This is a genomic window from Lysobacter sp. FW306-1B-D06B, assembly GCF_038446665.1.
GTDB lineage: Bacteria > Pseudomonadota > Gammaproteobacteria > Xanthomonadales > Xanthomonadaceae > Lysobacter_J.
In genome coordinates, this window is record NZ_CP151802.1 from 3,494,684 (window position 1) to 3,511,615 (window position 16,932).

Sequence of the window (16,932 nt, forward strand, 5' to 3'; positions counted from 1 at the left end):
TTGTTCGTTGACCCGGATGTCTGGCGGCGGATGTCCGCCGCCAGACACGGGCATCAAGCGCGACTCAGAAGCGCCAGCTCACCACGAGCTGCGCGTAACGAGGCGACTGCCAACGGGTTCCTTCCTCGAAGTACGGGCGATAGACACCGGGAGCCGCTTCGTAGCGCGAGTGGATGTTGATCTTTTCCTGGTTGTTGGTGAGGTTGAAGACCGAGAAGCGAACCTGCAGATCGGTCGTTTCCACCGGCAACTTCCAGGTCACGTTCGCGCCCAGCGTCCAGGTCCACGGCAGACGACCATAGGCCGCCATCGGGGTGTACTCGAACACGCGATCGGCATAGGAGCCGGTGCAGTTCTGCACGCAGATCCAGCCCGAGCCGCCGCTGCCGAACTCGTTGGTGAAGCTGCCCGCCGCGATGCTGTCGTTGGGCCAAGCCACGCCGAAGGCCGTCACTGGGCCGCCCGACTGCGCCTGCAGGTTGGCGCCGAACGTCCACGTCTCGTTGAGTGCATAGCTGCCGCGCACCTTGATCTGGTGGCGGTGGTCGTTGAACAGATAGCCGTAGCGCTGGTTGTTGGCCGGGTGATCCCAGTGCTGCACCATGCCCGTGTCGCCGTAGCCGGTATCGGAGTTGACCGGGCCTTCGAAATTGCCCTCCGACTTGGACCACAGGTAGGAGGCATTGAGCGCCCACTTCGCATCCCACGCGCGGTCGATCTGGAACTCCACCGCCTTGTAGGTACGTTCCGGGTCCCAGTAGCCGATCACCTCGCCACTTCCGCCCTTGCGATAGCCGTCCTTCGACGTATCGATGGTGATCCAGCCTTCGGTCTGGCAACCGATGCTTTCATCGCCCCAGATCGTCAGGCTCTCGCCGGGGTTGCCGATCGGAAACAACGTGCTGCCGGTCGGTCCGCACGGCGTGTGGTTGATGCGGATGTCGTCTAGCGCGCGTTCCATGCGCCGGTACGTGCCGTTGACACCCCACGACCACGCCGGATCGAGCATGGCCTGGTAGCCCAGGATCAACTCATCCTGATAGACCGCCTTGATGTCGCGGTCCACGCTCTGGCGCAGATCGCCGCCGCCGATGTTGAGGCGGGTGTCCACCGGGCCGATCTGCGGGCCGAGCACGGGCGCCATGTAGGCCGCGCCGGTGACCGGGTTGGCCTGCTGACTCCACCCGTTGAGGGCGTAGTAGGTGTGCTCGTCGGTGAGGCCGCCGGCGAAAGTCACGTTGATGTTGTTGGTGACGGGCAGGTAATAGCGGCCCAGGTTGCCGTACACCTTGGTGCTGCCGTCGCCCTTCATGTCCCACGAGAAGCCGCCGCGCGGGGCGACCATGTCGTCGATCTTGATGAAGCTCTCGCCGGTGGCCGTCCGGTTGTCGAAGCTGTCCCAGCGCACGCCCAGGTTGACCAGCAGGTTGGGCGTGATGTTCCAGTTGTCCTCGATGTAGAAGGCATTGGCCTCCGTTTCGAAGGTGCCGCCCTGCAGGCGCCTGCGCGCATCGATGGCCTGGGTGACACCGGGCGGCACGAATGCGTTCGACGTGTCCCAGATTTCCTGGCCCGGCGTGACGGTGATGGCGGTGTAGGTCTGGCCCTCCGGTCCCGGATAACGCGAGGACTGCTCGGTGGTCATCAACTCGCGATCGAAACCGAACCGCAGCAGGTGATCCCCCAGACTCCATTCGAAGTCCAGGCGCGAGGCTTCGCGTTCGTCGTCACGCTGGACCACCGAGTTGCCGGTCGGATGGCAGCCCAGCACAGGCCTGCCCATGGAGGCGTAGATCGCCGAGTAGCTGGAGCCGGCCGTCACGCGGCTGCACTGCTCGTCCAATGCCGAACGCACGAAGCTGCTGCGGTTGTTGATGCCGTACATCGCCTTGGCGACGAAGTTCTCGGTCATGTGACCGGTGTAGGTGAGCGACCAGTTGTCACCGCCCGTCGTGGAGAAGCTGTCGCCCTGGTACGCGCCGATCTGGTTGGCGGCGAAGTTGTAGTTGTAAGCCGACAGATCCGCGTCGGACTTGTCGGAGAAGGCCAGCAGTTCGAGCAGGTGGTTGTCGGTGATGTTCCAGTCCAGCTTGGCGCCCCAGAACCCGTCGTCCGAGTCGCTGGTCGTCCAGGTGTTGCCGGGATCGTTGGTATAGCGCTCACCGAAGTCGCGTTGCTCGTACATCGCGAACAGGAACAGGCGATCACGCACCAGGGGGCCGGACGCCCAGACGTTGGCCTTGGTGAACTGCTGCTCGTCGCGGCTGGCCAGCGCGTGGACGGTGCCGTCGCGGTGGTACTGGTCATCGGCCGAGGACCGCATCGCGGCCGGCTCGAACGTGATCTCCACACCGCCTTCGACTTCGTTGCTGCCCGAACGCGTGATCGTGTTGACCACGCCGCCCGTGCTGCGACCGAACTCGACTGAGTAGCCGCCCGTCTTCACCTGGAATTCGCGATAGAACGCGAACGGAACGCTGGAGAATCCTTGCCTGGTGTAGAAATCGGTAACGTTCAGGCCGTTGATGTACACGGCGTTCTCGGCCACCGAGGAGCCACTGAACGAGAGTCCGCCGAAGGTCGAATTGCCCGCCTGCGCGCCGGGCGCGAGCTGCGCGACTGCTTCGACGCTCTGCTGCACCGGCAGGCGCGCGAGTTCCTCGCGGGTGATGTTGGTCGCCGTCTCGATGGAGCGCACGTCGACGCGGTTCACCACGCGTGAGCCCACGACCTGCACGGCGGCGAGGTTGACGACCTCACCCTGCGCGCCGAGATTCACCGTGGTGTTGCCGCCCAGCGCGACATTGACCGCGACCGCCTCGCCGACCGCTTGCCCGTCGCGAACCACCTGCAGGCGGTAGTCGCCCACCGGCAATTGGCCCAGTCGATACGTCCCGTCGGAACCGACCGTCACGGTGCGGCTCAGTCCGGTGGCGTTGTTGACGACGGTGATCTGGTCGCCCGCGCTTGCGCGACCGCCAACCGAACCGGTGACGTTCTGTGCATACGCCATGGGCGCCATGGATCCCAGGCAGGCACCCAGCGCCAGCCCCAATACTGCCTTGCGGAAAACCTTGCCGCTCATCCCCAATCCCCTCCCTCAAAGGTTGAATGTATTTCCCGTAGACCTTCAGCCAGGCGCGTGCAGCACCTGCGCTTCAAAGCTGTATTCCCACTGGTCGAAGTAGAGGTTTCCCCCTGACCACTCGACTTCGCCGCGTTGCGAATCCACGGTCTCCGACCGCATGTGCTGCTTGGCCGGCACGAAGTCCGTGCCGTAGTCGTCGTTGAAAGTCAGGCGGTACGCGTCCAGGCCGCCGAGGTAGAACCACTCCACGTCCGGATCGCGCGCGCCCTTGAACTGCCCGGTCGTCACGTCCATCGGCACCCAGCCGTAGGGCTCCAGGTACAGCGCGCCCCAGTCGTGCAGGTTGTCGTAGGTGCCGTCGGAATAGACCATGCCGGACTGCCAGCGCGACGGGATGCCGTTCATGCGCAGCAGCGTCATCAGCAGCAGCGTCTGCTGGCCGCAGTCGGCATGGCCGGCGTGCAGCGCGTAATCGCTGATGTTGGTGATGGTGGAGTACTCGCGCGCGCCGCCCCAGGGAATGCGGTCGACCGCTTCGAACAGCTTGCGCGCGATGCGGTACGGATTCTTTTCATCGCCCACGACCTGCTGCGAGAACGCGCGCATCTGGTCGGTGAAGACGATGTGCGGCGGACGCTGCGCCAGGTACGGCGCGAGGTCGGGGCGGTTGGCGACGGCAACGACCTTGTCCGGATCGATGACGTGGTGTTCGCCGAACACCGTGAGTTCGTAGCTGATCGAGAACGTCGTCGGCTTGCCGGCCACGGCGGGCTGCTCGAGGTACACCGTGCGCTGCTGCGTCGACTCCGGCGCGATGCGGTGCTTCGCCGGCGTGCTGGACGCGAATCGGATACCTTCCTGCCGGCCCGGCAGCGCACGCGGATACGGAATCCAGGCGCGCACGGTCTCGCCCGCGGGCACAGCGTCCGCATCGACCGTGATGCCCTGCGTCACCCGAACGCGACGCGGCGCGACGCTCGACGTGCCACTGCGGCGCGCGTCGGCGACGGCTTCGTCGTGGTACGCGTTGGCGTTCTCCATCGGCCCGTCGTTGCGCTGGAACGGCGTGGCGCGGCGCGCGAGCGCCTCGGGGCTGACGCGGAACAGGTTCGACACCGAGCGATTGAAGTACCAGGGCGTTCCGTCGATGACGAGGTGCTCGAGCTGGTTCGATGCGGTCCAGCGTGCGAACTCGTCATCGCGCAGGTCCGGAATGGATTCGCGCAGCTTCGCCTTCGCCTGATCCGCGGTGAGCGTGAAGTCCAGTCGGATGCGGCGCATGCGTTCGCGCTGGAATTCCAGGTCGGCGCGGGTGGCGGCATCAAGGCCCGGCTTGGCGAGTGCCGTATCGATGCGGGTCTGCGCGCCGCTGAAATCGCCGGCGTCGATCCGCACGACGATCTCAGGAAGCGGCGACGACGTGGCGGTGATCGCCGCATCCGTGGCGACCATGGCGGCCAGCGCGATGACGGCCGCGGCCAGGACGTGCCGGGGGCGCGTCCGGGGCATTGGCGATCGCAGGGAAGACCGAAGACCGTCCACGCATGCCACTCACTGGGCGGCCGTTCTGGGGCCGTTCATCGCTGTGTAACATGGGAGGAGTACCCGGTCAATAATTTATTCTTGACTATCGCAACAAAAGAAGTATCTATTCTGGCCCGAGCGGCCGCCCTACGTTCGGGCGGTCATGAGGGGACGCGATGATGGATGACGCTCAGGCCCAGGGCTGCCCGACCGGCAATGGCGCCGCGTTCCCGTCGTTTATGCCGGAACCCGACGCCCGCCCGGCGGCTCGCCCCGCCCGCCTCGGGCCGTTCGCGCCAGGACTTCGCATGCGAATTTTTCTTTGCCTTGCCGCCCCGCTGCTGTCGCTGGGCCTGCTTTCGTCCGCGGCCGCCTACGAGCGCGCCTGGACCGTACCCGCCGAGACCGGCGTCGTCGGCGTCGAACGCGCCCAGCTCGATCCGGCCTGGTGGGTCGCGCGCCAGGCCGAACCGGATCGGGTGATCCTCGACGCCCGGGCGATCGCCGCGCAGAACGCGAAGCTGATGCAGCTCGACCGGAGCATGCACGACCTGGACGCACTGCCGGCAACGCTGGAGCGCACGCGGGTCGCCGCATGGGTCGACGGCATTTCGAAGCGGCCCACGCGCGCCCTTTACGACGTGCAGGGCCAGCCCGTCGCCGCGTCGGACCTCGACGCGATCGTCGCCAACGCCAACGCATCGGCGATTCCCGCCTCGCAGCCCACGCGTTTCGGCCTGGTCGTCCATCGCGCCGACCTGCGCGCATTCCCCACACGCACGCGCGTGTTCAGTTCGAACGACGACCACGACATCGACCGCTTCCAGGAAAGCGCCCTGTTCCCGGGCGATCCCGTCGCGATCGTGCACGAAAGCCGCGACGGCCTCTGGTGGTTCGTGGTCAACACACGCTATGCGGCGTGGATCGAGAAGCAGTACGTCGCCAAAGGCCGCGCGAAGGAGGTGCTCGGTTACGGCCGCAGGACGCCGTTCCGCATCGTCACCGGCGCGCGCGCGACCACCGTCTACACACCCGAGGAGCCGCGCGTCTCCGAGCTCCAGCTCGACATGGGCGTGCGTGTGCCGGTCCTTGCGGACTGGCCGGTGGGCGAGCCGGTCAACGGTCAGCACGCCTATACCTCGCACGTGATCCAGCTTCCCGTGCGCGACGACAACGGCCGCCTCGCGTTCGCGCCGGCGCTGCTGCCGCGCCGTGAACCGACGTCCGACGCCCCGCTCGCGCTCGCGTCGCGGCATCTGATCGAACAGGGCTTCAAGTTCCTCGGCGAGCGCTACGGCTGGGGCCACAGCTATAACGCGCGCGATTGCAGCGGCTTCGTTTCCGAGATCTACCGCAGCATGGGCGTGCAGCTGCCGCGCAACACCAGCGACCAGGCGGTGAGCCCGGCGCTCAACCGCATCGCGTTCAACGAGAAGGACGGCCGCGACAAGCGCATGGCCGTGGTGCGCGAGTTGCAGGTGGGCGATCTGGTCTACATCCCGGGCCACGTGATGATGGTGATCGGTGAGGTCGACGGCGAACCGTACGTGATCCACGACACCACCGGCCTGAGCTTCGCCGGTGCGGACGGGCGCACGATGCGTGCCAAGACCAACGGCGTGACCGTTTCGCCGCTGACGCCGCTGCTGTTCAACGGCACGCAGACCTTCGTCGACCGCATCACCAACATCCAGCGCATCCGGCCGTAATCGCGGCGCTGCGCCACATCGAATCCGAATCCCGAAAACCCCACTTTCGAATCTCCAGAATGAAAATCACCGAAATCCGGTTCGGCATGCTGCGTGTTCCGCTGAAGACACCGTTCAAGACCGCGTTGCGCACGGTCGAGGCGATCGAGGACATCGTCGTGGCCGTGCACACCGATACCGGGCACATCGGCTACGGCGAAGCGCCGGCCACCGCGGTCATCACCGGCGACACGCACGGCTCGATCATCGAGGCGATCCGCAAGTTCATCGCGCCGCGCCTGATCGGCCAGGAGATCGCCAACCTCAACCGCATCACCCAGCTGATCCAGACCGCGCTGGAGAAGAACACCAGCGCGAAAGCGGCGGTGGAAATCGCGGTGTACGACCTGTTCGGCCAGCTCTACGGCGTGCCGCTGTACAAGATGCTCGGCGGCGGCGATCCGGTGATCACCACCGACATCACCATCTCGGTGGACTACATCGACAAGATGGTCGCCGATTCGATCAGCGCGGTGGACCGCGGCTTCGAATCGCTGAAGATCAAGGTCGGCAAGGACATCGGCGTCGACGTCGAGCGCGTCAAGGCGATCTACGCCGCCGTGCAGGGCCGCGCCCTGCTCCGCCTGGACGCGAACCAGGGCTGGACCGCGAAGCAGGCCGTGCACGCGATCCGCATGCTCGAGGACGCCGGCGTGCGCCTGGAACTGGTCGAGCAGCCGGTGAAAGCGCAGGACCTGGACGGCATGAAGTACGTCACCGAACGCGTGCACACGCCGATCATGGCCGACGAGAGCGTGTTCGGCCCGACCGAAGTGATCGACCTGATCAAGATGCGCGCGGCCGACATCATCAACATCAAGCTGATGAAAACCGGTGGATTGTCCAACGCGATCCGCATCGCCGACATCGCCGCGCTTTACGGCGTGGAATGCATGATCGGCTGCATGCTGGAAAGCAGCATCAGCGTCGCCGCTGCCGTGCACCTGGCGGTGGCCAAGTCCAACGCGATCACCAAGGTCGACCTGGACGGCCCGTCGTTGAGTGCGTTCAATCCGGTCGATGGCGGCGTGATCTTCAACGAATCGGAGATCTCGGTGACCGACGCGCCGGGCCTGGGCATCCGCGAGATCCGCGGGCTGGAACTTCTGCCAGACTGACCGCCCACCGAGTCCGGAGCCCGCATGTCGCCGCTGCTCAAGATCCGCGCCGAACGCGACCAGATGTCGGCCATCGAACGGCGCATCGGCGACTTCCTGCTGGAGAACGCTCACCTGCTGCGCGACTACTCGTCGCAGCAGCTGGCCAACGCATTGGGGATCAGCCAGTCCAGCGTGGTGAAGTTCAGCCAGAAGCTAGGTTACAAGGGCTATCCGGATCTGAAGTACTCCATCGGCCAGGCCGTGGCGCGCGGCGACGGTGGCGAGGAAAACGGTACCGCGCGCGAAGCGCGCATCGAGGACCCCCACGCCGCGCTGGCCGAGAACCTGTGGCACCTGAAGGCACTGGCCGAGGCGCAGACGCGCACGATCAATCCGCCCGAGCGCATCGACGCCATTGCCCACGCGGTGCAGCAGGCGGGCAAGGTGTTCATCATTGGCCTGGGCGAGGACGGCATTCCGGCGCGTGCGTTCGCGACGCGGCTGTCGATGCTGGGCATCCTTACCGTGCACTACGTCGATGCGATCCTGATGCAGTCGGGCGTGTCCACCGCCGCACCGGGCGACGTGCTGCTGGTGTTCTCCGAGCAGGGCCGGCAGCCGGCGCTGTGCCAGATCAGCCGCCTGTTCCGCGAGCACGGTGGCAAGGTCATCACGGTCACGCGGCACACGCCCAACCCGCTGCGCGCGCACGGCGACGCGGCGCTGCTGGTGTCCGCGCACGATGAGCGCCGGCATATCGAGCCGCTGCTGTACCAGTCGGCGTTGCAGCACCTGCTCGACCTCATCTTCGTCCTGCTGTGCGATGCCAGCGAAGAACGCCGCCTGCAGCTCGACTTCAACTTCGAGCGCATGCAGGATCTGCTCGACCACTGATCCGGGATTTGCGCATGCGCGTCACCGCCGCACTCGTACGAAGCCTCGCTGCCCTGTCGTTCCTCGCGCTGGCCGGCTGCGCCAGCGTTGCGCCGACGCCCACCACGCCGTGGGACGACGCGCGCCAGCTGGTGATGGTTACCACCGCCGACTGGAACGCGACCACCGGCACGCTGCGGCGTTACGACCGCGAAGGAGAGCAGTGGCGCGAAGTGGGTGAAGCGACGCCGATCACGGTGGGACGCAGCGGCGCCGCGTGGGGCATCGGCCTGAATCCCGCGCAGTCCGATGGCCCGCAGAAACAAGAAGGCGACGGTCGCGCGCCGGCGGGCGTGTTCCGCATCGGCACGGCGTTCGGTTACGCCGACACCGTCGCGAGCGCGTGGCCTTACGAGGCGATGAGCGCGTCGGACTGGTGCATCGACGTCAACGCATCCCCGCTCTACAACCGCATCGTGGACGCGAAGCAGGTCGGCCAGGCGGCCGTGGAAGGCTCCAGCGAACCCATGCGCCGCGACCTGCACGCAGGCGGCGACGTGCGCTACAAGCTCGGCTTCGTGATCGAACACAACCCCGACAACCGCAGTGGCGCGGGCAGTTGCATCTTCGCCCACCTGTGGCGCGCGCCGGGCGAACCCACGGCGGGCTGCACCGCCATGCCCGAGCCGGCGATGCAGGAACTGCTGACATGGCTCGACCCGCGCCGTAAACCCGTGTTCGCGTTATTGCCCGATAACGAACTGGAACGACTGCACGACACCTGGCACCTGCCACGCGCGGCCTCGCGGCGCTGAGAATACGGCGCCCCTGGCCTTCCGCTGCGCGACTGCGCGAGGATGGCCACCGAACCACCGACTTTCCCAACGGACACCCGATGTCGACCACCGCCCGCGTACTCCTCGGACTCTTCCTCGGCGCCGTCATCGGCCTGTTGCTGGCTTGGCTGGATCCCGCGCTGGCCGGCAAGGTGGCCGACTTCGTCGCGCCCATCGGGCGTTTGTGGCTCAACGCGCTGCAGATGACGGTGGTGCCGCTGGTCGCGGCGCTGGTGGTGATCGGCGTGAACAACGCCACCGATGCCGCCGCGTCCGGACGCACGGCGCGCAAGGCGATCGTCACCTTCGTGGTGATCCTTGCCGTCTGCGCCGCGTTCGCCGCGACGCTGGCGCCGATCCTGTTCTCGTTCGTCCCGCGCCAGGAAGGGCTCGCCGATTCGTTGCGCGCGGCCACTGCCGGCGCGGCGCAACTGTCGCTGCCCAGCTCGCTGGCGGAATGGTTCGCCGGGATCATCCCCGCCAACGCACTGTCCGCCGCCGCCTCGAGCGCGATGCTGCCGCTGGTGGTGTTCGCTCTGTTCTTCGGCTTCGCGCTGACGAAGATCGAGGCCGGTCGCCGCGCGCGCGTGCTCGACCTGGTGCAGGGCATCGCCGACGTGATGATCGTGATCGTGCACTGGGTGCTGTGGGTCGCGCCGATCGGCGTGTTCGCGCTGGTGCTGGCGGTGTGCGCGCGCGTGGGCCACGGCATGATCGGCGCGTTCGGCTGGTACATCGCGATCCTATCTACGATGTATCTGCTGGCGACCGCGCTGATGTACCCCATCGCGGTGATCGCCGGCCGCGAGCGCCTGCAACGCTTCGCATCGGCAATCGCACCGGCGCAGGTGGTGGCGGCGAGCACGCAGTCCTCGCTGGCCTCGCTGCCGGCGATGATCGAATCCTCGCGCGAACGCCTGGGCCACCCGCTCAGCGTGACCTCGCTGGTGCTGCCGATGGCGGTGTCGCTGTTCCGCATCACCAGCCCGATCCAGTACCTGGGCGTGGCGGCCTTCATCAGCTGGGCCTACGGCGTGGACCTGACCTTCGCGCAGTGGGCCGCCGCGGCCGCGCTGGCGGTGGTAATCAGCATGGGCTCGGTGGGTCTGCCCGGGCAGGTCAGCTTCATGGCGACCAACATGCCGGTGACGCAGGCACTGGGGCTGCCGATCGAGCCGCTGGGCCTGCTGCTGGCGCTGGACACGATTCCGGACGTGTTCGCCACGCTGGGCAACGTGACCGGCGACCTCACTGCGACCACCGTGGTCGCCAAGGGGCAGCACGATCCGGTGGAACCCGCGCTGGGCGAAGGCGGCGATTCGTAGCCCTTCCAACGAACGGGCGTAGGCCCTGCCGTCATCCCCGCGCAGGCGGGGATCCAGGCGAGCGCGCCCTCACCTTCCGGGGAACGGAAGCACCCGGCCAGCTGGATTCTCGCCTGCGCGGGAATGACGCCATTGAAACCCGCTGGCCACCGGCACGGGGACGCGCAAACACGCACGAAAACGTCGGAATCTGCCCCGCGGCGGCAGCGACCCGGCCCGATTCGCGCGCGTTCATGCGAAAATGCCCGGACTCATGGCCCCGTAGCTCAGCTGGATAGAGCGTCCCCCTCCTAAGGGGAAGGTCGCACGTTCGAATCGTGTCGGGGCCGCCAATTCGGCGAACGCAGGAGACCCGTGGCGACCGTGCCGCGCCTGCTTTCCGCCCGTCCTACAGGAGCACGTCGATGACCCACCCCGTCCTCACCGCCCTCGGCCTGACCGCCACCGAATCCGGCACCTACCTCGGGAGCGGCGAATGGTCCACCTCGCGTGACGCCGGCGTGCTGGAGTCGATCAACCCCACCAACGGCGAAGTGCTGGCGAAGGTCCACGCGTCCTCGCAGGCCGATTACGACACCATCGTCGAGCGCGCCCAGGCCGCCTTCAAGGTGTGGCGCACCACCCCGGCACCGCGTCGCGGCGAGGCCATCCGCCTGTGCGCCGACGCGCTGCGCAAGCACAAGGACGCGCTGGGTTCGCTGGTCGCGCTGGAAATGGGCAAGTCCAAGCCCGAAGGCGACGGCGAAGTGCAGGAGATGATCGACATCGGCGACTTCGCCGTCGGTCTGTCGCGCCAGCTCTACGGCCTGACCATGCACTCCGAGCGCCCGGGCCACCGCATGTACGAGCAGTGGCACCCGCTCGGCATCGTCGGCGTGATCTCGGCGTTCAACTTCCCGGTCGCGGTGTGGGCGTGGAACTCGTTCATCGCCGCCATCTGCGGCGACATCACCATCTGGAAGCCCTCGCCGAAGACCCCGCTGTCGGCGGTGGCCTCGATGAAGATCTGCAACGAAGCGCTGAAGGCCGGCGGTTTCCCGGACATCTTCTTCCTGTTCAACGACGCCGGCACCGAGCTCGCCTCCAGCTTCGTCGACGACAAGCGCATCCCGCTCATCAGCTTCACCGGTTCGACCAAGGTCGGCCGCATCGTCGGCGAGCGCGTCGCGCGCCGCATGGGCCGCTCGCTGCTGGAACTGGGCGGCAACAACGCGATCATCGTCGACGCCACGGCGGACCTGAAGCTCGCCATCCCGGCCATCGCCTTCGGCGCGGTCGGCACCGCGGGCCAGCGCTGCACCACCACGCGCCGTCTGTTCGTGCACGAATCCATCTACGACGACGTCCTGGCCAAGCTCATCGCCGCCTACAAGCAGGTCGAGAAGAAGATCGGCGACCCGACCGACCCGGCCAACCTGATGGGCCCGCTCAACAGCCGCGACGCGGTGCAGGCCTACCTGGACGCCATCGAGCAGGCCAAGGCCGCCGGCGGCAAGGTCGAGACTGGCGGCGCCGCGATCGACCGTCCGGGCAACTTCGTGTTGCCGACCATCGTGACCGGTCTGTCCAACGACGCGCAGATCGTCCAGCACGAGACCTTCGCGCCGATCCTCTACGTCATGAAGTACCGCGAGCTGGCCGACGCCATCCACATGCAGAACGACGTGCCGCAGGGCCTGTCGTCGTCGATCTTCACCCAGAACCTCAAGGCGGCCGAAGCGTTCCTGTCGGCGGCCGGTTCGGACTGCGGCATCGCCAACGTCAACATCGGCACCTCGGGCGCGGAAATCGGCGGCGCCTTCGGCGGCGAGAAGGAAACCGGTGGTGGCCGCGAGTCCGGTTCGGACGCGTGGCGCGCGTACATGCGCCGTCAGACCAACACGATCAACTATTCCGACGCGCTGCCGTTGGCGCAGGGCATCAAGTTCGATCTGTGAAGTCGGGATTCGTGATTCGGGATTGGGGATTCGTGAAAGCGGCGCGCGACGTCGTTGACTTGTCCCGTGAAGTCCGGTTCATTCCAATCACGATCACGGGCTCCCAGTTCGACCGAGTTCCCACCGAATCCCGAATCTCGAATCCCTAATCCCGAACAAATGTACGGACTTGCCCGCCCCTTCCTGTTCGGCCTCGATGCCGAAACCGCGCACGGCGCCGCGCTCAGCGCGCTGGAAGTGGCGTACCGCACCGGCGCGGGCGCGTTCCTCGCGCGCCCGCCGACGCCACTGCCGACGCGCGCCTTCGGCCTGACCTTCCCCAATCCGGTCGGCCTGGCCGCCGGGCTGGACAAGAACGGCGCGCATATCGACGCCCTGCTCGCGCTGGGCTTCGGCTTCGTCGAGGTCGGCACGGTCACGCCGCGTCCGCAGGAAGGCAACCCGAAGCCGCGCATGTTCCGTCTGCCGGACCAGCAGGCCGTCATCAACCGCCTGGGCTTCAACAACGGCGGCGTGGATGCGCTGGTGCGCAATGTCGAGAAGGCCAAGCGTCGCCACGGCCTGCTCGGCATCAACATCGGCAAGAACAAGGACACGCCCAACGAGTCGGCCGAGAACGACTACCTGCTCTGCCTGGAGCGCGTGTATCCGTTGGCCGATTACGTCACCGTCAACATCTCCTCGCCCAATACCGCTGGCTTGCGTGAATTGCAGGAAGAGCAGGCACTGCGCCGCCTGGTGGGCACGCTGCGCGAGGCGCAGGAGCGCCTGGCCGCCGTGCACGGCCGACGCGTGCCGATGCTGGTGAAGATCGCGCCCGACCTCACCGACGACGACGTCGAAGCCGCCGCGCGCGTGCTGGGCGATCTGCAGGTGGACGGCGTGATCGCCACCAACACGACCGTCTCGCGCGTGGGCATCGAAGGCGCGCCGCATGCGCAGGAAACCGGCGGGCTGTCCGGCAAGCCGCTGCTCGGCCAGGCGACCGCCGTGCTGCGCATGATGCGTACGCGTCTGCCCGAATCGATTCCGATGATCGGTGTGGGCGGCATCCTCTCCGGCGCCGACGCGGCCGCGAAGATGGCGGCCGGCGCGACGCTGGTGCAGACCTACACGGGGCTGGTCTATCGGGGCCCGGCCCTGGTGAAGGAATGCGTCGAGGCCATGCGCCGGCGCAAGGAAGCACCGAGCCGCGGCAACATGCCGCCGATCGTATGAGACTCTCTTTCCGTCATTCCCGCGAAAGCGGGAATCTTTCGCGGGAATGACGAGCGTTGAGTGACATGAGCTACGGGAATCCCATCCGCCTCTTCCGCGACGCGCCGCTGCAAACGCGCAACACCTTCGGCGTCGCCGCGACCGCGGCATTGCTGGCGGAAGTCGCCGACGCGACCGCACTCCCGGACCTTTTCGCACGCCCCGAATTCGCCGGGCACGCGCCGCTCGTCCTCGGTGGCGGCAGCAATTTTCTGTTTGCCGGCGATCCGGATGCGCCGATGCTCGCGCTCACCGGGCAGGACGTTCGCGTGGTGCGCGATGAAGGCGACGCGGCGATCGTGCGCGCCGACGCGGGCGTGCCGTGGCACGGCTTCGTCATGCGCATGCTCGACGCCGGTTTCGCCGGCCTGGAAAACCTCGCGCTGATTCCCGGCACCGTCGGCGCTGCGCCGATCCAGAACATCGGCGCCTACGGCGTGGAAGTGCGTGCGTTCGTCCACGCGGTGGAGTGCTTCGAGCCGGCCAGCGGACAAGTCCACCGTTTCGATGCGCAACGCTGCGCCTTCGCCTATCGCGATAGCGTGTTCAAGCACGAACCGGACCGCTACATCGTCACCGCGGTGGAGTTCGCGTTATCGCGCACGCCTGCGCTGAAGCTCGATTACGCCGGCATCGGCGACGAGATCATCGCGATGGGAATCGCCGTGCCGACCCCGCGCGACGTCGCCGAGGCGGTCATCGCGATCCGCCGCCGCAAGCTGCCCGACCCGGCGGTGCTCGGCAACGCCGGCAGCTTCTTCAAGAACCCGATCGTGCCGGTCGCGCAGGCCGATGCCTTGCATGCGCAGGACCCGACGATGCCGGTGTTCCGTGGCGACGCCGCCGACACGCGCAAGCTCTCCGCCGCCTGGTTCATCGACGCCTGCGGCTGGAAGGGCCACCGCGACGGCGATGCGGGCGTCGCGCCGAGCCACGCGCTGGTGCTGGTGAACCACGGCAAGGCGAGCGGGCATGAACTGCTGGTCCTGGCGCGCCGCATCGCCGATTCGGTACGCACGCGCTTCGGCGTGTCCATCGAACCCGAGCCGCGCATCGTCGGCGCGAACTGGTAAGGAACGGCGTCAGTGAGCGAAGCCCTGCCCCATCCGCTTCGTGCCGCCGGCTTCATGCTCGCCAGCACGCTGTGCTTCGGCGTGATGGCCATTACGATCCGCCTGGCGTCGCATTCGCTCAACACGCTGGAAATCGCCTTCTTCCGCAATTTCTTCGGCCTGCTCACGGTGCTGCCGCTGCTGATGCGCATGGACCCGGCGTCGCTGCGCACGAAGCAATTGCCGCGCTACTTCGTGCGCTGCTTCATCGGCATCTTCTCGATGCTGTGCGGTTTCTGGGCCATCGGCCACCTGCCGCTGGCGCAGGCGATCTCGCTTTCGTATTCCTCGCCGGTGTTCGTGACGATCCTCGCCGCGCTGATGCTCGGCGAACACGTGCGCGGGCGACGCTGGGCCGCGGTGGCGCTGGGCTTCATCGGCGTGCTGGTGATCGTGCGGCCGGGCTCGCACGAGTTCACCGCCGGCACGCTGATCGCGTTGGCCGCGGCGGTATTGAGCGCGGTCGTGGCGATCCAGATCAAGCAGCTCTCGCGCGTGGATGCGGCCAACACCATCGTGCTCTACACGTACCTGTTCTGGGTGCCGTTGTCGCTGGTGCCGGCGTTGTTCGTGTGGGAGTGGCCGCAGGGCATCGCGTGGGTGTGGGTGGTCGCCGCCGGCTTGTTCGGCACGGGCGGACAGGTGCTGTGGACGCATGCGCTCAAGCTGGGCGAAGTCTCCGCGCTGACGCCGATCAGCTTCGTCCAGCTGCCGCTGGTGGCGCTGGTGGGCTGGCTGTGGTTCGGTGAAGTCGTCGATGCATGGACCTGGGTCGGTGCCGGCATCATCCTCGCCGCCAACGCCTACATCGCGCACCGCGAGGCCGTGTTGCTGCGCCGCCACGCCACGAACGCGCCGACGGAAGCGGCCAAGCCGGGCGAGTAACGCGGCGTCGACAGCATCGCGACCGCCCCCGTACGATGCGCGCATCATCAGGGGGATGGACATGAAGGCAAGGATCGCGCTGGCGGCGCTGGTGTCGCTTGTTTCATTGACCGCGTGCGAGGAATGGAACCCGGCGCACCGCAGAGCGAAAGCGGACGCCGCTTCGAACGCATCGTCCGGGTTTGCCGACCGCTCCGTCGCGCCGGCCGCGGATCTGCCGCCGTTGGGCCGGCCCGCGCCGCCTCCGGCTCCCGCGAAGGAAAGCCGCCTGGTGCCGTTCGAGGTCCCGGCCTCGCGTGACAGCCCCTCCTCCGTCCCCGGCTGCGAATTCGCCGGTCTCCCGTCCAGGTTCAACGTGTACGCCGCCGGCGCGTATTCGGGCCGCAAGCTCGATTACCAGATCGACCAGAGCGGCCACACGGCGACGCAGATCGACGTGGCCGTCAGCGAAGATGCGGCGCCGGTCGTGCTGATGCTGGGCGCGTACGAGCCCACGGTTTGGAACATCGGCTGGTCGCCCCGCACGCGCATCGTCGCCGTGCTGGTAAGCGGGTATCACCGGCAGGCCGTCGCCGGCTTGCCGCCGTCGGTGCCGCGCATCAACAGCAGCTACGACAACAAGGGTCAGTGCGGCCAGTTCTACGTGAGCGAGCGCAACCTGGGCGAGCTCAATCCGATCGCGCGCCGCGTCTTCGGACAGCGGGTGACGCGGGCGTATATCGCGCAGGACGGATTCGTCGCTATCGGCGACGGGTCGAAGTCCGCGCTGGTCACCGATGCCAACCAGAAGCCCGAGCAGTTCCGCGATCCCGATGCGCCGCTGGCCGGTGAAGCCGGCCTGCGCGAGGCCGTCGCCAAGGGGCTGCTGCGTGAAGCACGATCCAGCGACATGCAAGCCTGGGCATCCGCGTTCGCCGCCATCGAACTGCGCGATGCACCACCGGTTTCCGGCGCGCCGCCGCGCAGCAGCCGCGACTATTCCATGCACAACGCCTACGTCGTGGTGCGGCCCATGCGCATCCCCGCCGGCCTGTACGGCGCGCACTCGGCCACCTTCATCGTGCCCAAGGGCGTGCAGCGGCCGACGGGCGATCCGGGCCATTCGAGCATCCTCGACTGGAACACCATGACCTGCGCCGGTGCCACCTGCCGCATGCGATGAGCGCGCGGTGGCGTGGTGCGCCGCACTAGGGACGGCGCCGCCTGCGGGGTGAAAGGGGGGCACACCGGCCGCGCAGCGGGTGAAA

The 16,932-nt window shown here is 67.3% G+C and carries 12 protein-coding genes and 1 tRNA gene; 11 read left to right on the top strand and 2 right to left on the bottom strand.

Annotated features, from left to right (window positions below):
• Positions 1-64: 64 nt before the first annotated feature.
• Together AAFF32_RS16170 and AAFF32_RS16175 are read right to left on the bottom strand one after the other, a co-directional pair.
• On the bottom strand, positions 65-3,085 hold the full coding sequence (locus tag AAFF32_RS16170; RefSeq protein ID WP_342315759.1) for a TonB-dependent receptor: 3,021 nt from the start codon (positions 3,083-3,085) through the stop codon (positions 65-67).
• 45 nt (positions 3,086-3,130) lie between these two features.
• Entirely contained in the window at positions 3,131-4,597 is a 1,467-nt protein-coding gene (locus tag AAFF32_RS16175; protein ID WP_342315760.1) for a transglutaminase-like domain-containing protein, read from the bottom strand.
• Positions 4,598-4,920: 323 nt separating this feature from the next.
• On the opposite strand from AAFF32_RS16175, the gene AAFF32_RS16180 reads away from it, so the two are divergent.
• The 11 genes from AAFF32_RS16180 (at position 4,921) to AAFF32_RS16230 (ending at position 16,847) form a co-directional block, all read left to right on the top strand.
• Complete coding sequence (locus tag AAFF32_RS16180; protein WP_342315761.1) at positions 4,921-6,321, top strand: SH3 domain-containing protein; 1,401 nt, start codon at positions 4,921-4,923, stop codon at positions 6,319-6,321.
• Between the two features lie 59 nt (positions 6,322-6,380).
• Entirely contained in the window at positions 6,381-7,478 is a 1,098-nt protein-coding gene (locus AAFF32_RS16185; protein ID WP_216962269.1) for a dipeptide epimerase, read from the top strand.
• A 24-nt stretch (positions 7,479-7,502) separates the two neighbouring features.
• Complete coding sequence (locus AAFF32_RS16190) at positions 7,503-8,354, top strand: MurR/RpiR family transcriptional regulator (RefSeq protein ID WP_216962272.1); 852 nt, start codon at positions 7,503-7,505, stop codon at positions 8,352-8,354.
• A gap of 14 nt (positions 8,355-8,368) precedes the next feature.
• Positions 8,369-9,148 (top strand): L,D-transpeptidase family protein, encoded by a 780-nt coding sequence (locus AAFF32_RS16195; protein ID WP_342315762.1) that lies wholly within the window; start codon positions 8,369-8,371, stop codon positions 9,146-9,148.
• 80 nt (positions 9,149-9,228) lie between these two features.
• Complete coding sequence (locus AAFF32_RS16200; RefSeq protein ID WP_342315763.1) at positions 9,229-10,494, top strand: dicarboxylate/amino acid:cation symporter; 1,266 nt, start codon at positions 9,229-9,231, stop codon at positions 10,492-10,494.
• A 255-nt stretch (positions 10,495-10,749) separates the two neighbouring features.
• Positions 10,750-10,826, top strand: a tRNA-Arg gene (locus AAFF32_RS16205).
• Positions 10,827-10,898: 72 nt separating this feature from the next.
• Complete coding sequence (locus AAFF32_RS16210) at positions 10,899-12,431, top strand: aldehyde dehydrogenase family protein (protein WP_216962281.1); 1,533 nt, start codon at positions 10,899-10,901, stop codon at positions 12,429-12,431.
• Between the two features lie 159 nt (positions 12,432-12,590).
• Positions 12,591-13,649: a quinone-dependent dihydroorotate dehydrogenase gene (locus AAFF32_RS16215; protein WP_216962283.1), complete on the top strand. Its 1,059-nt coding sequence runs from the start codon at positions 12,591-12,593 to the stop codon at positions 13,647-13,649.
• Positions 13,650-13,714: 65 nt separating this feature from the next.
• Positions 13,715-14,761, top strand: a complete 1,047-nt coding sequence (gene murB / locus AAFF32_RS16220; RefSeq protein WP_216962286.1) for a UDP-N-acetylmuramate dehydrogenase — start codon at positions 13,715-13,717, stop codon at positions 14,759-14,761.
• Positions 14,762-14,815: 54 nt separating this feature from the next.
• Positions 14,816-15,685 (top strand): DMT family transporter, encoded by an 870-nt coding sequence (locus AAFF32_RS16225; RefSeq protein ID WP_342317293.1) that lies wholly within the window; start codon positions 14,816-14,818, stop codon positions 15,683-15,685.
• 61 nt (positions 15,686-15,746) lie between these two features.
• On the top strand, positions 15,747-16,847 hold the full coding sequence (locus AAFF32_RS16230; RefSeq protein ID WP_342315764.1) for a hypothetical protein: 1,101 nt from the start codon (positions 15,747-15,749) through the stop codon (positions 16,845-16,847).
• Positions 16,848-16,932: the final 85 nt, after the last annotated feature.